The sequence below is a fragment of the Tunturibacter psychrotolerans genome (genome assembly GCF_040359615.1).
GTDB lineage: Bacteria > Acidobacteriota > Terriglobia > Terriglobales > Acidobacteriaceae > Edaphobacter > Edaphobacter psychrotolerans.
Window position 1 is genome coordinate 2,305,650 of record NZ_CP132942.1, and the last position, 21,888, is coordinate 2,327,537.

A 21,888-nucleotide genomic window follows, 5' to 3' on the forward strand; every position below is an offset into this window, starting at 1 on the left:
GTCGTGAGGACGCATGGGTGCCAAGATGGAAACCAACACGCGAAACAGAATGGATGAGGGTAGTAGGCGAAGAGGGTTGCAGTCAGGTCGGCGGATAGCGCGGCGAGTTGTCTGGGTTGTTGCGACATTGCTCTGGGTGGGGCTATGGGCTTCGGCAGGGAGCGGAGTCTGCGGTGCGCAGGAGCAGGAGAATCCGCTGGACGTAGTGCATACGCCTACACCTCCTCCACCACCGAAGACGCCAGAAGAAAAAAAACCTGTCATTGAAGGAGCGGCAAATGCAGCTGCGCTGGGAACCTCGCGGCGTGACGCGCGCATTCGTGTGGACGTGAATCTGGTGCTGATTCCAGCGACCGTGACCGATTCGATGAACCGTTTGGTCACGGGACTGGAGAAAGAAAACTTTGAGGTCTATGACAACAACATCGGGCAGGTGATTAAGAGCTTTTCGACACAAGATGCGCCGGTGACGATTGGGGTCATCTTCGACCTAAGCGGAAGTATGTCGTCGAAGTTTGTGCGGGCGCGGAAGGCGTTGAGTGAGTTTTTAAGAACGTCGAATCCGCAAGATGAGTTTTTTGTGGTGGGCTTCAACGACCGGCCTGCCGTAATTGTGGACTACACGTCGGATGTGGACGACGTTGAGGCGCGGATGGTGATGTTGAAGCCGGAGAATCGGACAGCGTTAATCGATGCGATCTATCTTGGCGTGGATAAATTGAAGCAGGCGAAGTATGAACGCAAGGCATTGCTGATCATCTCCGATGGCGGGGATAACCGGAGTCGCTATACAGAAGGCGAGCTGCGGCGGGTGGTGCGGGAGAGCGACGTTCAGATATATTCAATCGGGATCTTCGACCAATATGCCCCGACGACCGAGGAGCAGCTAGGGCCGCTTCTGCTGACCGATATCTGCGACATGACAGGGGGACGGATGTTCCGGGTGTCGGAGTTGGGTGACCTGGGGGATATTGCTTCGCGGATCAGCGCCGAGCTGAGAAATGAATATGTGATCGGATACAGGCCTTCGGAGGTGAAGCAGGATGGGAACTGGCGTAAATTGAAGATACGACTCGTTCCGCCGCCAGGGCTTCCAAACCTGACGGTACATAATCGCCAGGGGTACTATGCACCTTCGCAGTAAGTGTTTTTCATTAGGGATGGCCGCCGCGGGGTGGTTGGCGCTGCTGTCGGGTGGGGTAAGCGGATGGGCGCAGCGGCCGGCGTCTCCGCAGACACCCGCGAAACAACAGCCTGCATCGCAACAGCCTTCGCTGACTATCGATCGCGATCCTGTGGCTTCGCCGGACCCAGACCCGCCTGCCCAGAGCCAGACTGGTGCGCCGCAAGGTGTGGGAGCCAGTAGTGCAATCTCTCGTGAGGGCGGCAAGTACACGCTGCGACAGGATGCTTATGAAGTCCGGTTGAACGCGACTGTGCTCGATGGGAGCGGACGCTCGGTTCAGACACTGGATAGAGATGCGTTTCACATTTACGAAGATGGCGTACCCCAGACCATCAACTCCTTTCGGCATGAGGATTTGCCAGTTTCGCTGGGGCTGCTGATCGATAGTTCAGGATCGATGTATGACAAGCGGGTTTCGGTGGATAAGGCCTCGCTGGATTTTGTAAAGCTGTCGAACCCGGAAGATGAAGAGTTTTTAGTGGACTTCTCATGGGAGGCGTTCATCGACCAGGACTTTACGAACAATATCGACAAGCTGCAACAAGGGTTGGGATACATCAAGTCAAGCGGTGGGACGGCAATTTACGATGCGCTGGTGGCTTCGGCGGACTATTTGAGCAAGAACGCGAAACATCCGAAGCAGGTGCTGCTTGTGATCACAGATGGTGAAGACAATGCTTCGAGCGCGACGCTGGAACAGACGATTCGGAGGATTCAGGATCTGGATGGGCCGGTGATCTACTGCGTGGGATTGTTGTTTGGCGACGATACCGATAAACGCGAGTCGCGGCATGCGCGCAGAGTTTTGGAGACTCTCGCGGAACAGACGGGCGGAGCGGCGTACTTTCCGAAGTCGGTGAAAGAGGTAGACGCGATTGCTGCGGAGGTGGCGCAGGATATTCGCACCCAGTACACGATCTCGTATCACTCGACGAAATCGCCGACGCTGGGCGGGTATCGCGAGGTGCACGTAGAGGCGAAGTCGAAGAACTTCGGGAGGCTTTCGGTGCGGACGCGAACAGGCTACTACCCGAGGGTGATCGCGGATGCGAGCAAAGGCGGCAGTGCGGGCTTTAGTGCAGGGAACAAGCCTTGATGGGAAGGGTACAGGCTATCAGCTGCAAGGTCAGGACCGGACAATCTTCTCTTCCTCAATTCTCTTTGGATGGCAGGGTTTAGCCCTTAGCGAAAGCTCCATGTCCACTACTTCAGAGCTGCTGGCCTCAGAAGAGATTCTGATGCTTGCAGGAAAGATGTGGTTGTGAGATGAGATGATGTCGAAGGCTTCCAGAAGGAGGTCCCAGGAAAGGCAGAGGGTTGGTTGATGAAGGTTGTAGAGAGCATATTGGAGCTGGTAGGGCAAACGCCGATGGTGCGTTTGCGCCGACTTGAGTCAGGAAGCGGCAGTGAGAACTGCGCGGAGATCTGGGCAAAGCTGGAATATTTGAACCCTGGTGGAAGTATCAAAGACAGGGCCGCGCTAGGGATCGTGCTGGATGCGGAGCGGCGGGGAGTTTTGCAGCCGGGCGGAACGATCGTTGAGGCGACAGCGGGGAATACCGGCGTTGGGTTGGCGCTGATTGGTGTAAATCGTGGGTACAAGGTGATGCTGTATGTGCCGGAGCAGTTTGCGGAGGAGAAGTGCAAACTGATGCGTGGGCTCGGGGCGACCGTGGTGCGAACACCTGAGGATGAGGGCATGGCAGGCGCGATTCGGAGGGCGCTGCAGTTCGAAAAAGAGACGCCGGGAGCGTTCGCTGCGCTGCAATTTGAGAATCCGGCGAATCCTGATTTTCATGAGGAGACGACGGCAGCCGAGATCTGGGAGCAGATGGAAGGCCGCGTGGACGCTTGGGTTTCGGGAGTGGGCTCGGCGGGAACCTTTACCGGGGTGGCTCGGTTTTTCAAGAAGAAGCGACCGGAGATTCTGACTGTTGCCGTGGAGCCGCAGGGGAGTGTGCTGGAGGGTGGAGAGCCGGGGCCGCATAAGGTGGAAGGTATTGGTGTTTCGTTTATTCCTGCAACGTTTGACCGCTCTGTATGTGATCGCGTGATGATGGTGATGGATGAGCCGGCGTTGGGGATGGTTACGCGGTTGGCCGCGGAAGAGGGTGTGTTTGCTGGCTCCAGCGCAGGTGCGATGTTGTGCGCGACCGTTGATGTGGCGAGAGAACTTGGAAAAGGGAAGAGAGTGGTAACGGTGATCCCGGATTCGGTCGAGCGGTATCTGTCGAAGGGACTGTTGGACTAATTTTTTGAATTTTGAATAGATTGTGATTGTTGAGGTTACAAATGAAGGAAATGAAGAAACGACCTGGATTTGCAACGCGGGCGATCCATGATGGGCAGGCTTCGGATGCGTTGACCGGAGCGGTGAATGTACCGATCTATCTGACCTCGACGTATCAGCAGGAGGAGATCGGGAAGAATAAAGGGCATGAGTATGCGCGGCTGACAAACCCTACGCGGGATGCGTTGGAGGTGAGCCTGTGCTCGCTGGAGGGCGGAACGAGTGCTCACGTTTTCGGCAGTGGAATGGCTGCGATTACGGCGTTGTGCACGATGATGAAGTCGGGCGACCATGTGGTGTGCTCGGATAATGTGTATGGCGGGACGGGACGGTTGTTCGACAAGGTGCTGACGAACTATGGGCTGACCTTTACCTATGTCGACACGAGTGTGGCAGAGAATGTAGCTGCTGCAATTACGCCGGCGACGAAGCTGGTGCATATCGAGACGCCGACGAATCCGATGATGTCGCTGACGGATATTGGGGCTGTGGCAAAGATCTGTCATGCGAAGGGTGTGGAGTTGAGTGTCGACAATACGTTCCTGTCACCGTATCTGCAGCAGCCGATCGCACTGGGAGCGGATATCGTGATGCACTCGACGACAAAATTTTTGAATGGGCACTCGGATGGGCTGGGCGGTGTATTGATCTGCACGAAGCCGGAGCACGCGGAGACGTTTCGGTTTGTGCAGAAGTGCACAGGCGGAATTCTGTCACCATTTGAAAGTTATTTGCTACTGCGTGGAGTGAAAACACTTGCTGTGCGGATGAAGCAACATGATGCGAATGGGCGCGTGGTTGCGGATTTCTTGAAGAGCCACGCGAAGGTTCAACGGGTATTTTACCCAGGGTTGGGGGAGCATCCCCAACACGAACTGGCGAAGCGACAACAGAAGGGATTTGGATCCATGATCTCGATGGAACTGGGGTCGCTGGAAAAGGCGAATGCGTTTGCCAAGGCGTTGCGCCTTGGACTGCTGGCGGAGTCGTTAGGAGGGGTGGAGACGCTGATCTGTCACCCAGCCACCATGACCCATGCTGCGGTCGGAGCAGAGGGTCGCGCACGCCTGGGGATTACGGATGGATTGATGCGGGTATCGGTCGGGATTGAGGATGTGGAGGATATCGTCGCGGACCTGGGACAGGCTCTGGATCGAATTTAGGTCTTGGTGATTTGAACCGAAGGGCGCGGGCTTGAGGGTCCGCGCTCTTTTTGTTGCCAGTGAGCGACGTGCCAGAGTATGCATGGATGTGATACATGTATTAGCGCAGGTTATAAAGCGTTGGAGGGTGCATGTTTGGATTGACCGATGAGCAGAAGCAGTTGCAGAGTGCGGTACGGGCCTTTGCCGAGGGTGAAGTAGCCCCGCACGTTTCGGAGTGGGATGAGAAGAGCGAGTTCCCACACGAAGTGGTGAAGAAGCTTGGAGAGATGGGACTGCTGGGTGTGATCTTTCCTGAGTCATTGAGTGGGGCCGGCATGGGCTACGTGGAGTATGTGCTGGCGATTGAAGAGCTTTCCCGCGTGGACGGCAGCGTGGGGATTATTGTGGCGGCGCATAATTCGCTGTGCACGAACCACATCATGCTAGGTGGGAACGACGAGCAGAGGACGCGGTGGATTCCCAAGCTGGCGAGTGGTCAGTGGCTTGGGGCGTGGGGTCTGACGGAGCCTGGGTCCGGCTCGGATGCTGGCGGCGCGCGCACAACTGCTGTGAAGCGTGGCGATAAGTGGGTGCTGAATGGGAGTAAGACGTTCATCACCAATGGGAGCTATGCAAATTGCGCGGTAGTACTGGCAGTAACGGATAAGGAGAAGGGAACCCGTGGAGGAATCTCGGCGTTCGTCGTGGAGCGCGGTACGAAAGGGTTTCGGTCGGGGCGGAAGGAGAACAAGCTTGGTTTACGGGCGAGCGATACTGCAGAGCTGATCTTCGAAGATTGCGAAATTCCGGCGGAGAATCTTGTCGGCAAGGAGGGTGATGGCTTCAAAGATGCGATGCGCGTGCTCGATGGCGGAAGAATTTCGATTGCAGCGCTAAGTTTGGGGATGGCACGCGGAGCGCTCGATGCTGCGATGAAGTATGCGCAGGAGAGACGACAGTTCGGCAAGACGATCAGTGAGTTTCAAGCGATTCAGTTCAAACTGGCCGATATGGCGACCGAGCTGGATGCCGCGTGGTTGTTGACAATGCGTGCGGCACAGATGAAGGACGCAGGTAAAAAAGTGACTCTCGAGTCTGCGATGGCAAAGCTCTATGCGAGCGAGGCCGCATGTAGGATCTGCGATGAAGGTCTGCAGATACATGGCGGATACGGATTCATTAAGGACTATCCCGCGGAGAAATTTTACCGGGATGTGCGGCTGTGTCCGATTGGTGAAGGTACGAGTGAGATTCAGCGGATGGTGATTGCGCGGGAGCTGCTGGGGAAGAGTCCTAGTCGTGGCTAGTCGCGACGCCCGTGATTTCTAGATCTGCAATCTTAGCTTCCATCTGGTGAGGAGCGCGGAGAGCGCCAGAATCAGTGCTGTGAAGATCAGGCACCTTAGTGCACCGGGGAGACCGTAGTTGGCGTGTTCCGCAAAGTATGTGAAGCCACATGCGGAGACGATGAAGAAGTAGAAGTCAGGGAGCAGATAGGTTAGGAGTGTGTTCTCGCCGGCGGGGCGTGCGAATACGGCCCAACGTACTGCTCGCCTGACATCGCAGACCCAATAGAGGAGAGTGAATAATAGTACGCTGCAGCTGATGCTGTAGAGACACCAAGTCGGAGTGGCGCGAATCTTCGAGATGCCCAGGGGAGTCAGAAGCCATCCGCAGAAGAACGTGACAACACTGAATAGGATGGCGACGGTAGATTTCTGCCGAAACGTGTTCCATCGGAGATGGCTGTTCACAAAGATGCTCGAAGCGACGACGCCGGCCAGGGCGATCGAAGCCATAGCACCGTTGCCCCATGGCCAGACGTACAGGGGGAGATGATTTGGGAACGGAATCCACTTAGCTGTTGAAGCGATACAAAGGATCGTCATGGCGGCGAACCACGCAAGCGGTGCCCAGTTCCATCGTCGCGTTGCGATGTACAGGATGGAAACCGCGACGTAGGTCCACCCGAGCAAACCCAGAATCTCGGGGTAAGACGTTGAAATCCATGCCGCATGTCCGTCGGGAGTCGTTCGGCGAAAGATGACGAACATCGCGATCATCAATGCCAGACCGGAGAATCGCAGAATTCGAAACGACGGCTGATAGCGGTCAATGCGTGGGTACACGTTCCAGAATAAGACGGCACCGCCGAGCGCGAGGATGGTCCATAGCATCGGACCTATCCCCATGAGCGCTCGACTTCCCAGTTCCGCGTTCGCAAGAATAAGTCCGAGGACGACCAAAGCGATGGTGCGGAGGATGATATGTAGCCAGAAAGCTGGCACGGATGAATTTTTGCGGAGTCGATGTTCCAGAGCGATGGGGATCGTCATCCCAAGGATGAATAGAAAGGCTGGAAACACCATATCTACGTAGGTCATCGCATCGACCTTTGCAGGAGCGTGATAGTTCCACCAGGGGAGACCCTTGACCTCGGCCAGTTCGTTGACAAAGATCATCAAGGTCATCGTTAGCCCGCGGAATATGTCGATGGATGCAACGCGTTGAGCGCGAATCGTATTGGTTGCACTCGCCTGGGGGATTTCCATCGTTGGATTCATCGCGTCTCCGTCGTGATGCGCGAGTCACGCTGCAAGCCAACATTGATTGAGTCAAGAAGAGTGTTGGCAGAGTCACCGGTGTACTCCCAGAACATGACCCCGGCCAACTTGTGATCAATCACGTACTCGCATTTCTTCTTTAATGAATCGGGGTCGTCATACGATATGAAGGTTTGGGTGTCGTGATTGTAGAGATATGGGGCAGAAGCGGTCGAATCCCAGTAGCGTGTGTAGCCACTATTCTGCAGGCTGGTCAAAGCGTTGAACGGGAGATAGGTGTTAGGTGCTTCCTTTCCAGGTTGAAAGAGTCCGTGGTTCTGATCCGGAACCTGCGTCCAGCTCTTGCCGTAGAAAGGCACGCCGAGCACGAGTTTCTCCGGAGGCACACCGGCGCTTTCATATTCGTTTACTGTGCGGTCGGCTGAGATTTTCTTCGGATCGGCGGAATTAGTGAACAGCGGCGCATGGTGTCCGGTGGTTTTGTCCCAGCTCGGGACGTAGTAGTCGTAAGACATCAGGTTGACCGTGTCCACGTATCTCTGTACTTTCGCCATCTCGGTGTGCTCAAGGAAATCGGTCGAAGCACCCGTTGCGATGGACGTCACCAGATGTCGATGGAGTTTCTTTTGTTCTTTATCGAATCGTTCCCTCAGCTCTTTGAGTAGGCGTGTGTAGTTCTGCTTGTCTTCAGGGCGAAACCGATTATTGTCGCCAGCCATTCCGGGGTATTCCCAATCGATATCAACGCCGTCGAGTTCGTATTTTTCTACGAATTTGACTGCGCTTTCGATGAAGACCTGTCTACTCTGCTTCGTTAGAGACATGTCAGAGAAATCGCCGGACCACGTCCATCCGCCAACCGAGACCACTACGGTCAGAGAAGAGTTGTCTCGTTTTAGAGAGTTGAGGACCGCGAAGTTTTCTGCGTCATGCGCGAAGCCTTCAACGATTTGACCGTTTTGTAGATTGGCGAAGGCGTAGTTGATGCGCGTCAACTTTGTTGCTGATACTTCCTGCGGCGTAAGGATCCTATCCTTTGGAAAGATGTAGGCAATGATCTCCTTTTTCTGTACGGGAGATGTTGCGGCTCGCAGATGAAAGGGGAAGCACATAGGCAGGACAAGGATAGCCACGCACACAGTTAGTACGCGAAGTAATAGACGGTTGAAAAGGTTACAACTACGCTTCATCGGATTTCCTGTTTTTTGCTGACAAGCCAATCTACGGATTTTCTACCGGTACTGAAGAGCTCTGCAGCATCTTTTTTTGTTGGTTGTATGGCAAAAAGAGGGACGGCGAAAAGTCTTTCGCCGTCCCTAGAACCCGCTGTTCTAAGCGTTAGAAGACGAACTTTAGTGCCAGTTGGATGTTACGAGGTTCGTTAACGGTGTTGCTGATCTGACCGAAGTTGTTTCCGGGGCTGGCGTTGTTGCTCGGAGGGGCCAGGCTGACCATGTTGAAGGCGTTTAGGAAGTCGCTGCGGAATTCAATGTGACTTCCTTCAGTGATCGCGAAGTCCTTGGATAGGGCTAGATCGATCTGCTGATACCCAGGATCACGTTCTGAACCTACCGAGGAGTTTCCAAAGCTCGAAGCGCTCTGCTCTTGGTAAGCGCAGGTTCCGTTGTCGGTGTCGCTTGCGCAGGTTCCAGCTGAAGGATCAGTACCAAAATAATTGGTTTCTGTACGACCCCTTACATGGAGGGAACGGAGGTGGTTGGCACGAGCTGCTCTGGCGTTCACCTTCGCCGAATAAAACGCATTTGAATTTACGGTAATGGGGAAGCCCGTGTGGAAGCTCATGATGGAACCTACTTTCCAGCCCCCAACCACCTCATCCGCAATGCGATTCATGCCGCCACCAAACTGGCGCCCGCGGCCGAAAGGCAATTCGTAGTAGCCAGAGATGGAGACGTTGTGCTTGGCGTCGAAGTACGTCGGACCATAATCCGCGCCGCCGTTATATGCGTCCTGCCAGTAGGCACTTTGCGAGTCGCCAGCACCGCCGCCTGCACCGTAGTAGCCCAGGTTGTTGCTGAGGCCTTTGCTGTAAGTCCAGTTGGCTAGGAACTCAAGGCCGTGGTCGAGACGACGCCGCCCGGTTACCTGCAGCGAGCTGTAGTTCATGACAGCTTCCGACTCGGTATAGCTGATATTCGCAATCTGGCTCAGAGCCGGATTGAGAACAGACAACGTCGTGATTGGAAGAGCGCAATTGAGACAGGCACGTTGATTTCCTTCGCGGGGGTCTACCAGGTGGGTTCCGTTCTGTCCCAAATAGGCGACCGTCACGGAGGTGAAGTTGTCTACTTGATATTCGGTAGTGAGGTTGTACTGCTGAATCAGGGCGGGCTTCAGATTTGGCTGCCAAGCGCGTACATTGCCTGCATATACAGACGGGTCAGACGGACGATAGAAGCCGTTGGTGATGCTGAGGAAGGGGGCTCCGTTGGCGCAGGGCAAGCTGTTGTTGCAGGAGGCGTCGACGAAGAATGGTGGGTTAAGAGTGAGCCGCAGATTGGCCCCCGTTCCCTCCAGGAAGTTGGTGATGCCGTAACCGCCGCGAAGTACAAACTTATCGTGGAAGGATTCCGGTGACCAGGCGAAACCTAACCTCGGCATGAAGCCCGCGTGATATGCATTGTAGAGGGCACGCGGCGCACCGTTTACACCTGCGTTGGTGATCACGCCGGTGGTGATGTTTACATTCGCCTGCTTATTATTGACTTCGATGTAGGGCTGATCGTACTCCCAGCGCAGGCCGAGATTGATTGTCAGGTTAGAGCTCAGTTTGATGTCATCCTGCGCGAAGACGGCGGGACGATACTGGCGTTGCCCCCAGCGGCCGGTCAGAGCGCCCTGACCTTCGGAGGTTACGTTGTCGCTCAAGAAGTCAGTAACTTTGCCATTGAAGCCGAACCAGCCCAGTGATCCATCGTTGCCCGAGTAGTAGCGGTTTTCCTGGTAGCGAAGCACCTGAGCGCCGAACTTCAGTGTCTGTTTGCCGTGTTGCCAGGTGAGATTATCGCCATAGGTATAGGCGTTGACGATGCTGTCGCTATTGATACCGCCGTAGGAGCCATTGCCATCTTGACCAAACGGAGCGCCAATGTCATCCACTGTGCCGGAGTTATCGCCATTGCCTATAACGAGCGTGCTGAAGCCGGGAACGAGTTGGGTTCCAGGTATGCCAAGTTTGGCGTTGCCAGTGAGACCCCAATTTCCAGAGACGTCGGTTGGAGTTTGAATGTAACGAGTGCGGCCATAGCCGGCGCGCGCTTCGTTGACGATGCTGGGCGAGATTTCGTGGGTCCAGTTGACGATGAAGCCGGTGTAGGGATCGTTGTTATTGGTTGGAATATCGGTGGGGAGAGCGACCTTTGAGTAACCATCATTCTCGCGGCCGATAGAGAAGCGGCCTGAGACCGTGTCGCGGTTAGTCGCTCGCCAATCGATCTTGAAATCGCCCTGATTGTTGACGGTGGCCTGGCCTGATGAGCCGACGTAGTTTACGGATGTGTCCGTCACGGTATTGGGTTCTGGATAAAGCTCTGGGTGGGCGAAGAGATAGATTGCTGCGGGATTTGTGATGCCGGGCAACGTGCGATCTGCGGCAGTGACGACCGTTCGGAGTTCGACGGTGGAGAAATGCTGGCGAGCTCCCTGGTAATCCACAAAAAAGAAGAGCTTGTCTTTGAAGATGGGACCGCCGAGAGTACCGCCGAAGATGGCGCGGTTGAATGGAGCACGTGGTGCGCCGGTCAGCTTTGCAGCCCACGTATTCGCGTTCAGATTCTGGTTTTCACCGAAGAAGAAAGCGTTGCCATGGAATCGATTGGTTCCGCTTTTCGTCACCATGACGACCTGGCCGCCGTTTGCGTTGCCGTACTCCGCTGTGGAGTTTCCGGTGATGATGCGGACTTCGCCGAGTGCGTCGACGTTGGGGCTATAGCCGATGTAGTTATCGATCGCCTCGTTGATATCGGCTCCGTCGAGCGTGTAATTGTTGCTCTGCTCGCGGTTTCCGTTGACGTTGAACCCGCCGTTGTACTGACCGCGGCCGACGTTATCGAGTGCCTGTGGATTTGGCGTGATGGCTCCTGCGACGAGCAGTGTGAGCGTAGAGAAGTTGCGGCTCTGCAACGGCAGTTCCGTGGCGGCTGCTGCGGTAATCGTGTCGCCTGTTGTTGCGTTTTCTGTGTTGAGGATGGGCGCTGTGTCGGTGACGACGACATTGCTATTTGTTCCGCCGACCTTCAAGGCCACGTTCACTTTCGCTTCCTGATCAACTTCAAGCGCAAAGGGGCTGGTGCTTTGAGGAGCGAAACTACTAGATTCTACGGTGATCTTGTATTGGCCGATCTGCAAAAAATGGAGAGAGTAAATGCCACTGGGATTGGTCACAGTCGGAGTGGCCACGCCTGTTAGGACATTGGTAGCGGTTACCTTGGCGCCCGCCACGACTGCCCCGGTTGGGTCGGTCACGGTACCAGTGATGGACCCGGTGATGGTCTGCGTGAATGCCGGTATACAGGTCATGATAACCAGCATCAGCGCTGAAAGATAACAGAAGCCGAGCTTGAGTCCTTTGTACATTGCGTTCCTCCAAAATAAAAATGCAGAGTGAATTGCTTTGTCTGTGCGAGCTTCGCGGTTGGCTTCCCTTGGCCCATCCTGCTTAGTGCGTAGATCTTGCGTTTTCAATCAAGTCCGAGCTTCGAAAGTCCTAACATTGCGCGTAGTCCGTACCTCCGAAACGGACAGGCCAGCGGTAATTCTTAGTCCTGTGATTCTCCTGAGGAAAGGGCAACGGCCACTCCTTGGAAAATGCGGAAATCACGTTCTGATTCACGGTCAAAGAAGGCAAAATTTATTCGTAAATTGAAATGCGCGGATGCCAGATCGTATAGACAACTGTACTGAAGTGCAAGAGAAATCTTCTAAGTTTCGCCAGGAAGCGCCCGAGAGGCGCCCTAAAGAAGCGGACTCCCTCCTTTGTTCTTCGAAACCGATTCGCCCGAGACTGAGGATTATCCTCTCGCAGGAGACGGATCGTATTGCGAGGACACTGCGGTAAAGACCGGCTGGTCAACGAGTTCTGATTTGCTCTGGGAAACTGCTTTGATTAATCGCGGCGCTTCTCACTCTATCGTGGTTGTCGGGACGCGGATCGACGCGCGGTATCGATTGCCATAGTAACGAGAGCAGGCGGCTTCAATTGGTATCTCGTCCGTCCTCATGATGACTCGGGAGATGGATAGCATAATTGCGTTTTTAGGGATGGAAAGCAGTTCGGACTCTTCGAGAGTCGCCGGGGAGGCCTCAAGTACCTCATCAGCCCAGGCAGCGCGAACACCGTATTTATTGCGAAGCACTTTGTAAAGTGACTCTGATGTAAAGTCGGTTCGTTCGAGTCCGGGGTAATGTTTCAAGGGAATATTGGACTCTTCGAGTGCCATCGGAGTGCCATCCGCGATGCGCAGCCGACGGAGTTGTAGTATCGCTGAACCTTCCTCAACTCGAAGCTGTTCCGTCAGAACTCCTTTAGCCGACAGGACAGTTTGCGCGAGTAGACGTGAACTTGGCATCATTCCGCGCTGTTTCATGTCCTCCGTGAAACCTCGGAGATACATGATGTTCTTCTCCAGCTTGGGGCGCGTGACATAGGTGCCTCGTCCTTTTTGGCTGAGTGCATAACCTCGACTCTTTAGGTTATGCAGGGCCTGCCGAGCCGTCATTCGGCTTACCTGATAGGATCGCGCCAACTCATATTCCGAAGGAAGGCAATCGCCTACCAGCAGCTTACCCGTTTGGATCTGTTCTATCAGAACCTGCTGAATCTGATAGTAAAGCGGTATAAATCCGTCTTTGTCGAGCGACGATAAAGGAGATTGGACATCGTTATTTTCCACTCTGTCTCCCGGGGAAAGTGTTCTCTGTGCAGTGTTCTTCGAACGAAGGATTGATTGATTCGCGGTTGAAACTCGTTGGTCTGGTCAAGAGCTCAGCGTCACTGGATCATTCGTGCGGTTCGGAGTGGGCTGTTCTTTAGGTTTGTTTGGAGATTAGCGAATGAGTATAGTCGTCCAGACAGGTTCCCGGCAACGGGATTTCTGGAACGCGGGATCGAGATTCGTTGAGCGCATCGGTTCCTATCTCATAATGTCTTTTGAGGTGCAGGAAAATTACACATCTAGGGATGAGAATTTTAGTCGGCGGCTTTATCGGGGCACTCACCTCTGCAGCTATGGGACAGTTGACCGTCGTGGTCGATCAGGTCGGCTACGAGCCTCGGTCGCTCAAGCATGCAATCGTAGTTGGGACCAAGCAGGATCACCTAGATAGATTTTCGCTGGTCGATTCAGCAAGTAGCAAGATTGTGCTGACAGGAAGCCTGGTTCCCAATGGTCAGGTAGATTCGTGGGGTGGCCGCGTCTTCTGGACCGCGGACTTTTCCTCCTGGCAGGCGACTGGCCACTATGCGGTCCAGATCCAGTCGAACTCAGGAGCGATACGTTCCTCCGAGTTCGATATCGATGAAAATCTCTTGGAACGCAGCACGCTTTCAAATGTTATCTACTACTTCAAAGGGCAACGTGCCAGTGGCCTGATGGATCAAGCGGATCGTCATCTTCCCCTGCCCGCAGGTCAGATAGGGTTTGTAGATGTTCACGGCGGCTGGTATGACGCGACCGGCGATTACGGGATCCATCTCTCCCATCAAAATCCTACGTCTTACTTCAATCCCCAGCAGGTCCCGCTGGTTGCGTGGAGCTTGTTGAAGAGCTATCGAGTTCTCGAAGCCCGACATGACGACAACTTCAGCGAGTACCTGCGGCGACTGCTGGATGAGGGACTCTTTGGCGCCGACTTTCTGGTGCGAATCAAACGACCGGGCGGATCCTTCTTCGAAAGCATTACGGCACCAGGAAAAGACAAGCTGCCGCAGGATCGTGCCATCGGCAATCCCAACTGGCGAACGCAGATCAAGAAGAATGCCTCAGATTCAACGGAACATATTCAAAGTGCTGAGGGACCCCATGCTTATGAGGCAAGCTTTCGCGCAGGAGGAGGTATGGCCATCGCCGCTCTGGCACTCGCTAGCACCATGCCAATTGATGGGGATCTGCCTCGCACGGCTTATCTTCGTGCTGCCGAGGAAGCATTTCAATTTCTCGATGTACACAATCGCGAGTTACTTAACGATGGAAAAGAAAATATCCTCGATGACTACTGCGCGCTGATGGCGGCTACTGAACTGTATCGAGCAACGAAGCGGGAGAACTATCGTATAGCGGCCGATCGGCGAGCTGTCCATTTAATGGAGCGACTCTCAAGTGCTGACGGACGTCGCAACTTTTGGCGGGCCGATGAAGGTTCGCGGCCCTACTTCCATCCGTCCGATGCAGGCTTGCCGGTCGTCAGCTTGCTGGAGTTCGCGCAGATCGCGGCTCCCACCTCACAAAAGCAAGTTCGCGACGCAGTGGAACGGTCGCTGCGTTTCGAACTTTCTGTAACCGCCGAAGTTAACAATCCGTTTGGATATGCCAGACAACTAGTGCGGATGGGAAACGGTAAGATTCGCAGCGCATTTTTCTTTCCTCACGATACGGAGGCAGCCCCCTGGTGGCAGGGCGAAGATGCTCGATTAGCCTCGCTGGCGGCCGCCGCGCGCATGGCGGCTCCCCTATTTGACGACGATCCAGCATTCCAATCGCAACTCCAGGAGTATGCGTGGAATCAGTTGCACTGGATTCTCGGTCGAAATCCCTTTGACGCAAGCATGCTGATGGGGAGTGGCCATGGGAACGCACCGTATATGTTTTTTCGCTCTTATAAGTACACCAGCGCGCCGGGCTCAATCCTCAACGGCATTACTGCGGCAATCGATGATGAAGATGGGATTGCCTTCAACGAAGGATATGCCGTTACTGGCAAAGATGAAGACTGGCGTTGGACAGAGCAGTGGCTTCCGCATGCGGCTTGGTATCTCTATGCCGTCAGCCTTCCACACTGAGTTCAGAATCCTGAAGGCATCTGGAAGCTAAATCCGAGCCAGCACTACACTTCGCGGCTCAACATTAACGCGTACGAATGAAGTTCTTCAAGCCGCGCGATCGTGTTTCGGGAATATTCCCCGTAGCGCGGGTCATTGAGCATCGCTGGAGTCAGGAAAGCATTTGCGGGAACCGCAGCGGGGGCCGTCCTTTTTATAACCCCGTCGGCCATCCCATCAATATATTCCGCCAGTCTTCGACGCATTTCGATGAGGTCAGGTTCAGTGAGAAAGTCTTTGTCCTCCACACTGTAGAGAACCGCGAACTGATTCCAAAAGAGCGTTCCTGCGGTGAGAGAAGTTCGGAGAATCATCTCGCTGGTGCGGACATGCCGTTCACGGTCCACCCCAAATTCGTAGTCTACGGCGTCGTTCATTGATCGAAGCGATACAACTGTCTTGCCGATCTGATCTCTCAGGGCATCCGCTTGTTGAAGCAGATCTTTTGGATCGGGACGAGGTTCGATGAGGCGGAGGAAACTCGCAACCGTCTTGAGCATACCTGCAAGACCTTGACGCATGACTGTGACAGTGCGCACTGGCCAGATTTGATCGAAGACAAACCACATGACGAGAAGTGCGACGAGTATGCCGATAAGACGGTCACGCGCGGGAGCGAGTTCGGTGGGAGCACTAAAGTCTTCAAATGCCACAAGGTAAAACGAGAACGCCATCTGTAAACCTATGTAGTTGAACCTTGGTCCCCCCGCCGTCCAGGCTGAGATGAATGCAACAAATCCGACGAGGACGACCAGCGATGTAATCGAATCCATGTGTGGAAAGAGGAGAGAGATCGCTCCAAGACCCAGGAAGAGACCGCCGACCATTGAACCTACCAGACGGAAGAAGAGCCTTTGTTTCATTGCGCCGCTGCTACTCAACCCGGTGACGATAACAGTAATCACCGCCGTCGAGATACCAGGCCAATCTACGGCGTTATAGATGACATAACAGAGCGTTGCGCACAGGCTGATCTTCAATCCAAATGCAATTGTGTCATTTCTGCCCGCCGCTCCCGGAATGAAAAAGGGTGCCTTTCTTACAGGCATCGCGACCAGCTCTTTGTTACCCATTTGGGAGGCGTCGGTGGGCATCGTCAGAAGCGCATGAAGGGCTGCTTCGACTCGATCCAACAACGTCACACAGTCCTCCGGCATAAATCGCAAACGGCTTTCAAACTTTGGAATAGAAACCGGGATCAGTTCGCGACATTGCTCGGCGATAATTGCGCACCGTCGTCTTAAATCCGGACTGTCTTCCCCTGTATTCTGTAAGCCGAACGCCGCGGCGACATCCATGAGCTGGGCCTGCATCGTGACACGCAGGCGTGTTCCCGGAGGGAGGGTCCCGGCGTCGAGACCGCGCTCCGCGATTTTGTTGTATAGCTCCAGCATTCCAGCTGAACCGGCTATCGCGAGGCGAGAGACGGGGATTGCTGCGGCGGATCGCTCCTCTGAAGTCCCACCTTGAGCGTATACAGTGAACATTTTCTCCAGAGCCTGATACCGGATTGCGCGCGCTGTTTCCAACTTCTTCGCGGGGTCGCGGTCGCCGAAAAGATACTCGACCAGAACAGCAGAACCGACCGCGACAGCAAACGTCGCAATAAGCCAGAGTGAACCTTTCACCAAACTGTCCGCAGGGGCATGTTTCTCCCAATTCCCAATCACGGTGCAGAAGAGGAGTCCCCAGGTCGATCCGAGAGTCGGAAAGTTGGTCGAGGCCACAAGCACACCAGCAATGAAGGTGACAATGGCGACGCTAAGTACGCGGATCATTGGATCGTTGTCACTAACAATGACAACGCCGAGTTCCACCGCAATTGCAGCTGTGACAGTGAGCACCGAAATCAGGCCGGTGCGAAAAGAAATTGTGGGGCTGTCGCGTCCGACGAGAAAAATAAAGTACATGCCGATGTAAATAAACGGCATCCGCCAGGTCAACATGAGGATTAGAGCGATGATGGTCGCAAGTAGGATACGGAGAGAGCTGTTGAGTCGCCCAGGCGTGGGTTGAAGATCCTCCCACAACTTTCGCCTCATAGATTTGATCGTCCCGAATAGAGATGTGTCGTCCATCTGCTATCTCACGACCGTCAGTGCGGTTGCGCCGATACGAAACAGATCTGGGTCGGGATCCTGAACTCGAACCCGAACAGGAAATCTTGTGGAGAGATGGACCCAGTTCAAAGTGCGTTCGATATTGGGTAGTCCTCCAGTAACCGCTCCATCTTCCGGAAAGACGCCGTATCCGATGCTCTCAACAGTCCCATTGAATCGTCGATCAGGATGCCCCATTAGATACACATCAACATGGGATCCGATGGCGATATTCTTCACCTTGGACTCACGATAGTTGGCGACAACCCACCAGGTCCGGGTATCTATCAAGGTGAACAGCGGGGTGCCGGGATGTGCATACTCACCCACAGAGATATTCATGTTGTTCACATAGGCATTGAAGGGAGCGACAACGCGGCAGCGTTCAAGGTCAAGCCTAGCGCTATCTACCTTGGCTGCCTTTCCCGGTCTTTCGGACATCAGCGTGTCAACTGTATCGATCGTATGGATAGCTTGGCCTAGCTTCGCCTGTGACTCAGCAGCCGCTGAATCCGCCTCTTGTTGACGCAGAATCGATTGAGCGAGCTGAGCTTGTGACTGAACAAGAGCAGCTTGGGCTTCATCGAAGTTTCCTTGAGCCACGCGCACCGCAGTGTTGGCCTGATCGATCTGTTCCACCGTCACATATTGTTTTTGCAGCAGCGGTTCTATGCGGTGCAGATTGTTTGTCGCCAACTTCAGCTGAGCTTCTGCGGCTGCTAACGACGCTTGAGCTCGAGAGACGGTCGCTTTTGCCACATCGATGGTGCTCCCCGCGGTTTTGACTCCGGTTCGGGAGCTGTGCACACCCGCGAGAGCAGCTTCAGCGGCGCTGTTTTGGGCTGCGATTCTGCGTTTCGCATCGATGATCTGCTGCTCCAATGCCTCCTGGTCGGATAACGCCTGCTGTAGGGCGTACTCATAGGGACGAGGATCGATCAGAAACAGGAGATCGCCTTTCTTCACGAACGCGTTGTCTTTGACCGGCAGTTCAACCAGCCTGCCACTTACTTCCGGAGCGATCTCGATGTAGTTCGCTCTTACGCTCGCATCGTCAGTGCGTGGATGAAGGTCAGTTTGGAGAATGGCAAACGCTAGAGCGACAATTGCGGCCGTAACGACACCGATAGCGATCCAGCGGCCAATCTGCTTGCGTTTGAGAGCTTCAGGCGCCTGTTCCATGTTTCCTCCTTACCGGAAAAAAATCAGCCAGAGCAGGCTTGTGAAAAGTATGACGACACTGGGGTAAAAGAGCGCGACCGGTCCAACCTCAGAATCCAAATTGAACCGAACCAGAAAGTGACGCACGACAAACGCTAGGACTACGGCAATCGCCAAACAGAGCATCCAGACAGGAAAAAAAGAGCCAATAATGTCGATGGATGGCGCACGGTTGCACCCAGAGCACAGCAGGCACACAGCGAACAGATAAGATGGACGTTTTCTTCTAATGGTCATCACTTCTGGCCATCCTGTGTATGTAATTTCGTTGCCGCTGATTTGGTTCTCAGAAGATTTCCAGTCACAAACTCGAGATCGACTGCTTCCAGAAGTAGTTGAGAGCGCGCGGAAACGCCAGAGAGTCTAGCCTGTGCTAACTGCCTTTCGGCAGTAACAACATCGATCAGATTCTTCACGCCGTATTCATAAGCTTCCAGAGAAGCGGAATAAGATGTATTCGCAGAGTCGAGCAAAGAGAGTGCAGCCTGTTCTTTTCTCAGCGCGGTACGAAAAGCAATAAATGCTGTCCAAACTTCACGTGTCGCCTGGTCGTGTTTTTCCGTCATTTCATCCTGCGCCTCACGTCTTTTCGATTCGGCGATAGCCACTCCGTTTTTTCGTGCTCCACCATCGAAGATTCGCCATTCCACTCCCAACTCGGCAGCCCAGGTGGGTACGCTCGCATAGCCAAGCAGACCATTGTCCGCCGTTGGCCAGACTGTGGTTTGTGCGGCCGAACCGGATAGAACGATCTTCGGACGATACTCCGCCTTTGCTGCCCGCACCGCATCGTCGGCTGCACGAATTTCCGCAGCCTGCGCTGCCAGGTCGGGACGGTCAGATAACGCTCGCTCGATTAACTCATCGATGGAAAGGCTAAGCGATTCGGGTAGCGGAGTATCCTTCTGCGAATCAATAGTTATGTCCGGGGAAGGTTCCACACCTATCGCTTCGGTAAGTGTGACTCGCGAGATTTTTTCATCGCCGTCCGCAGACTCGAGGTCGAATACAGCCTGCGACGTCTCTGCACGAGCTTGGAGCACGTCAGGTAAGGTGGAGCGCCCGTTCGCTAACTGGTCTTCGGCCGCATCCTGGGTAGTCTGCGCAGTCTTGAGCGTCTCCTGCGCGGCCTGCAGTCGTTCCTGCGCGGTGAGCAGCTTGTAATATTCACTGGCGACACGGAAAGCAACCTCTTGGTTCGCCTGGATGAAGTTGGCCCCCGCAGCCAATTTTTCAGCGGTCGCACCGTCTACCGTGGCCTCGCGCTTGCCAAAGTCGAAGAGCAAATACTGCATCGTGATCTCAGGCTGGACAATTGGAATCTCAACTGTCGAGTATCCGCGAGGTAAGAGTGACTCAGGAAACGGCGTGATTGTCCGTTGGTCTCCGAATATCGCGAGCCCAACGAGTACTGGGTAATAGGCGCTCTTCTCGATTCCAAGCTGTTCGGCCTTCTGCCTGGCTTGCTCCCACACAATTCGAGTGCGCGGATTGTTCCGTTCCGCTATATCGATCAGTTCGGCAAGCGCATAGCCTCGCTTTGGATCGAGGACTGCAACCTTTGCCGAGGGAATGGAATGAGCGGCGCACTCGGACACCGCGCGGGGCGTTGATGCCGCTCCTGCGCACTGCGTCAGTCCTCTTTGCGGCGCCCAAAGACACACAAAGAAAGTCAGAAATGTAAGCCGGAGACTAAATTTATAAAGAAGGTGTGTCGTGTCCGTCATCTGAGAATGGTCAAGTTTACCAGTTCGTTCCCGACAGAGATATATCAGGACAAAGATGAATAGACCGCTCTCATTAGTTAACTATAGAAAGATTTCTCAACCTCATCCGAGCGAACGGCGAAGCACCGTCCTGGCGCGCAACAAGCGCGATTTCGTGGCGGCTACGGAGATTCCCGCGATTTCGGCGATCTCTTTGATGGAGGTGTCGTGTACTTGTTGAATTTCGACGATGGTGCGGAGCGCTGGTCTCAGCCGATGAATTGCACGCTTCAGATGGTGTTCTCTTTCAGATCTCGAATAGTGCTCTTCCGTGTTGACCCGCCGATCGGCCACCTCCCAATGCTGCCACGTCTCGCCCTCTACCCCTCCATCCATCGAGATCTCGGGATGAGCGCGCTTCCGGCGCAAAATCATCAACGCAGAGTTGATGGCAATTCGCGTAAGCCAGGTGGAAAAGGTCGATCTGCCATCAAAGTTCTTCAGGTGAACATAGGCCTTCAAAAAAGCATCTTGCAGCGCATCTTCCGCGTCTTGCCGATTTCTCGTGATCCGATACATTGTGCTGAAGATTTTCTTTGAGTGGCGATTCCAAAGCTCGGAGAAGGCTAAATGCTCTCCAGTCTTCGCAGCGGCGACCAACATCTCATCATTTGAGGTCTCGAGGATAGCTTGCATGCTGAGGGTGCCTGGTGAAAAGTATGAGTCCATTAGAAGACCTTTCTGTGAGAGTTCTAGAGCCAGAGTCGTTGAGGCTTAGAGTGAGGAACAAAAGCCATTTCAAATACAAGACTCGCTGGATAATTTAGGTATTGAGAAAACCGTTCCTCGGTGCACTTCGGAATCCATTTACGAGTTCTGCGTGCATTGGAATCATCTTGTGAATCTGAGAATCGCCAACTATCGAAGATGTTCCTCAAGCTAATGCGTAAATCAATCGCTCGCCAGCCCAAATCGTGGCCCTATGGGGATACTCTTTCGAGGGGGACTAAAGTTACCCCAAAATAATCTCGGTTGCTCGCAAGACTGCATGCACTACGGATTACGGATAGGTTTGTTTAGTTACTGCTCATGGCCTGTCGGAGGATGAAACTACCAGTCGTCTGCCAAACATGCGCGCGTCAAGGGAGTATGCCCCAGGGCCTAACAGCCCCAGAGAAGCTGCAACGAGAATAGATGAGATGACAGGGATGAAGTCGAGGTCCTTCGCGTCGAGCAGCATCGCAGTCTCAATCAGACAGCATGCGATGGAAGACACAGGAGTAAATAGTCCGAGACAGATTGCGACACCCAGCAGACCCAGGCCGGCAGACTCCCACATGTGAGCTGCTGGATTTCCTTGCGGCAATATATTGATGAAAAGCGTTGCAGCCACAGAAACTCGCAGAAGAATCAACGCAACGCCCGCCGCTCCCGTCGGGAACATCGAAAAGAGTCTCTGCACAGTCAGAAAACGGTAGTCGTGCTGTTGGAACCTGGCAAACCCGAAGAGAGGGAGTGAAGAGTAACACTTTCGGGGGGTGCTGTCTTTTACTTGCCAGCAAGCTCTCGCTGGAGAGCGAAACAGTGCGGATCTCGAAGTTTGATGTCACTTCAGCGCAGG

16 protein-coding genes are annotated in these 21,888 nt (G+C 54.2%); 6 read left to right on the forward strand and 10 right to left on the reverse strand.

Annotation, left to right across the window (positions count from 1 at the left end; genetic code table 11):
* Nucleotides 1-76 precede the first annotated feature (76 nt).
* The 5 genes from RBB77_RS09620 to RBB77_RS09640 all read left to right on the forward strand — a co-directional run bounded on the left by RBB77_RS09620 (nt 77) and on the right by RBB77_RS09640 (nt 5,928).
* Nucleotides 77-1,144, forward strand: coding sequence for a VWA domain-containing protein (locus tag RBB77_RS09620; RefSeq protein WP_353066858.1), 1,068 nt, complete (start codon nt 77-79; stop codon nt 1,142-1,144).
* The gene (locus tag RBB77_RS09625; protein WP_353066860.1) at nt 1,128-2,282 is read left to right on the forward strand and encodes a VWA domain-containing protein; all 1,155 of its coding nucleotides are present in this window, start codon (nt 1,128-1,130) and stop codon (nt 2,280-2,282) included. The genes RBB77_RS09620 and RBB77_RS09625 overlap by 17 nt, the downstream gene beginning before the upstream one ends.
* Before the next feature lie 228 nt (nt 2,283-2,510).
* Nucleotides 2,511-3,437 carry a PLP-dependent cysteine synthase family protein gene (locus tag RBB77_RS09630; protein WP_353066862.1) on the forward strand — a complete coding sequence of 309 codons (927 nt, stop codon included), beginning with the start codon at nt 2,511-2,513 and terminating at the stop codon, nt 3,435-3,437.
* A 41-nt stretch (nt 3,438-3,478) separates the two neighbouring features.
* On the forward strand, nt 3,479-4,639 hold the full coding sequence (locus RBB77_RS09635; RefSeq protein ID WP_353066864.1) for a trans-sulfuration enzyme family protein: 1,161 nt from the start codon (nt 3,479-3,481) through the stop codon (nt 4,637-4,639).
* 131 nt (nt 4,640-4,770) lie between these two features.
* Nucleotides 4,771-5,928: an acyl-CoA dehydrogenase gene (locus RBB77_RS09640; RefSeq protein WP_353066865.1), complete on the forward strand. Its 1,158-nt coding sequence runs from the start codon at nt 4,771-4,773 to the stop codon at nt 5,926-5,928.
* 18 nt (nt 5,929-5,946) lie between these two features.
* On the opposite strand, the gene RBB77_RS09645 is transcribed toward RBB77_RS09640, so the two are convergent.
* From RBB77_RS09645 to RBB77_RS09660, 4 genes are all read right to left on the reverse strand, one after another.
* Nucleotides 5,947-7,185 (reverse strand): DUF5009 domain-containing protein, encoded by a 1,239-nt coding sequence (locus RBB77_RS09645; RefSeq protein WP_353066867.1) that lies wholly within the window; start codon nt 7,183-7,185, stop codon nt 5,947-5,949.
* Nucleotides 7,182-8,375: a glycoside hydrolase family 18 protein gene (locus RBB77_RS09650; RefSeq protein WP_353066869.1), complete on the reverse strand. Its 1,194-nt coding sequence runs from the start codon at nt 8,373-8,375 to the stop codon at nt 7,182-7,184. Before RBB77_RS09650 ends, RBB77_RS09645 begins: the two co-directional genes overlap by 4 nt.
* A gap of 148 nt (nt 8,376-8,523) precedes the next feature.
* On the reverse strand, nt 8,524-11,781 hold the full coding sequence (locus RBB77_RS09655) for a TonB-dependent receptor (RefSeq protein WP_353066871.1): 3,258 nt from the start codon (nt 11,779-11,781) through the stop codon (nt 8,524-8,526).
* Nucleotides 11,782-12,326: 545 nt separating this feature from the next.
* Complete coding sequence (locus tag RBB77_RS09660) at nt 12,327-13,097, reverse strand: GntR family transcriptional regulator (protein WP_353066873.1); 771 nt, start codon at nt 13,095-13,097, stop codon at nt 12,327-12,329.
* 287 nt (nt 13,098-13,384) lie between these two features.
* Between RBB77_RS09660 and RBB77_RS09665 the strand changes: the two genes are divergently transcribed.
* Nucleotides 13,385-15,202, forward strand: coding sequence for a glycoside hydrolase family 9 protein (locus RBB77_RS09665; RefSeq protein ID WP_353066875.1), 1,818 nt, complete (start codon nt 13,385-13,387; stop codon nt 15,200-15,202).
* Between the two features lie 44 nt (nt 15,203-15,246).
* Here the strand turns inward: RBB77_RS09665 and RBB77_RS09670 are convergent, their stop codons facing one another.
* The 6 genes from RBB77_RS09670 to RBB77_RS09695 all read right to left on the reverse strand — a co-directional run bounded on the left by RBB77_RS09670 (nt 15,247) and on the right by RBB77_RS09695 (nt 21,711).
* Nucleotides 15,247-17,283, reverse strand: coding sequence for an FUSC family protein (locus RBB77_RS09670; RefSeq protein WP_353066877.1), 2,037 nt, complete (start codon nt 17,281-17,283; stop codon nt 15,247-15,249).
* 39 nt (nt 17,284-17,322) lie between these two features.
* On the reverse strand, nt 17,323-18,522 hold the full coding sequence (locus RBB77_RS09675; RefSeq protein WP_353066879.1) for a biotin/lipoyl-binding protein: 1,200 nt from the start codon (nt 18,520-18,522) through the stop codon (nt 17,323-17,325).
* A 9-nt stretch (nt 18,523-18,531) separates the two neighbouring features.
* A complete protein-coding gene (locus tag RBB77_RS09680; RefSeq protein WP_353067600.1) occupies nt 18,532-18,798 on the reverse strand; it encodes a YtcA family lipoprotein in 267 nt (88 codons plus the stop codon).
* Entirely contained in the window at nt 18,798-20,159 is a 1,362-nt protein-coding gene (locus RBB77_RS09685) for a TolC family protein (RefSeq protein WP_353066881.1), read from the reverse strand. Before RBB77_RS09685 ends, RBB77_RS09680 begins: the two co-directional genes overlap by 1 nt.
* 231 nt (nt 20,160-20,390) lie before the next feature.
* The gene (locus tag RBB77_RS09690) at nt 20,391-20,996 is read right to left on the reverse strand and encodes an RNA polymerase sigma factor (protein WP_353066883.1); all 606 of its coding nucleotides are present in this window, start codon (nt 20,994-20,996) and stop codon (nt 20,391-20,393) included.
* Between the two features lie 358 nt (nt 20,997-21,354).
* The gene (locus RBB77_RS09695) at nt 21,355-21,711 is read right to left on the reverse strand and encodes a hypothetical protein (protein WP_353066885.1); all 357 of its coding nucleotides are present in this window, start codon (nt 21,709-21,711) and stop codon (nt 21,355-21,357) included.
* Nucleotides 21,712-21,888: the final 177 nt, after the last annotated feature.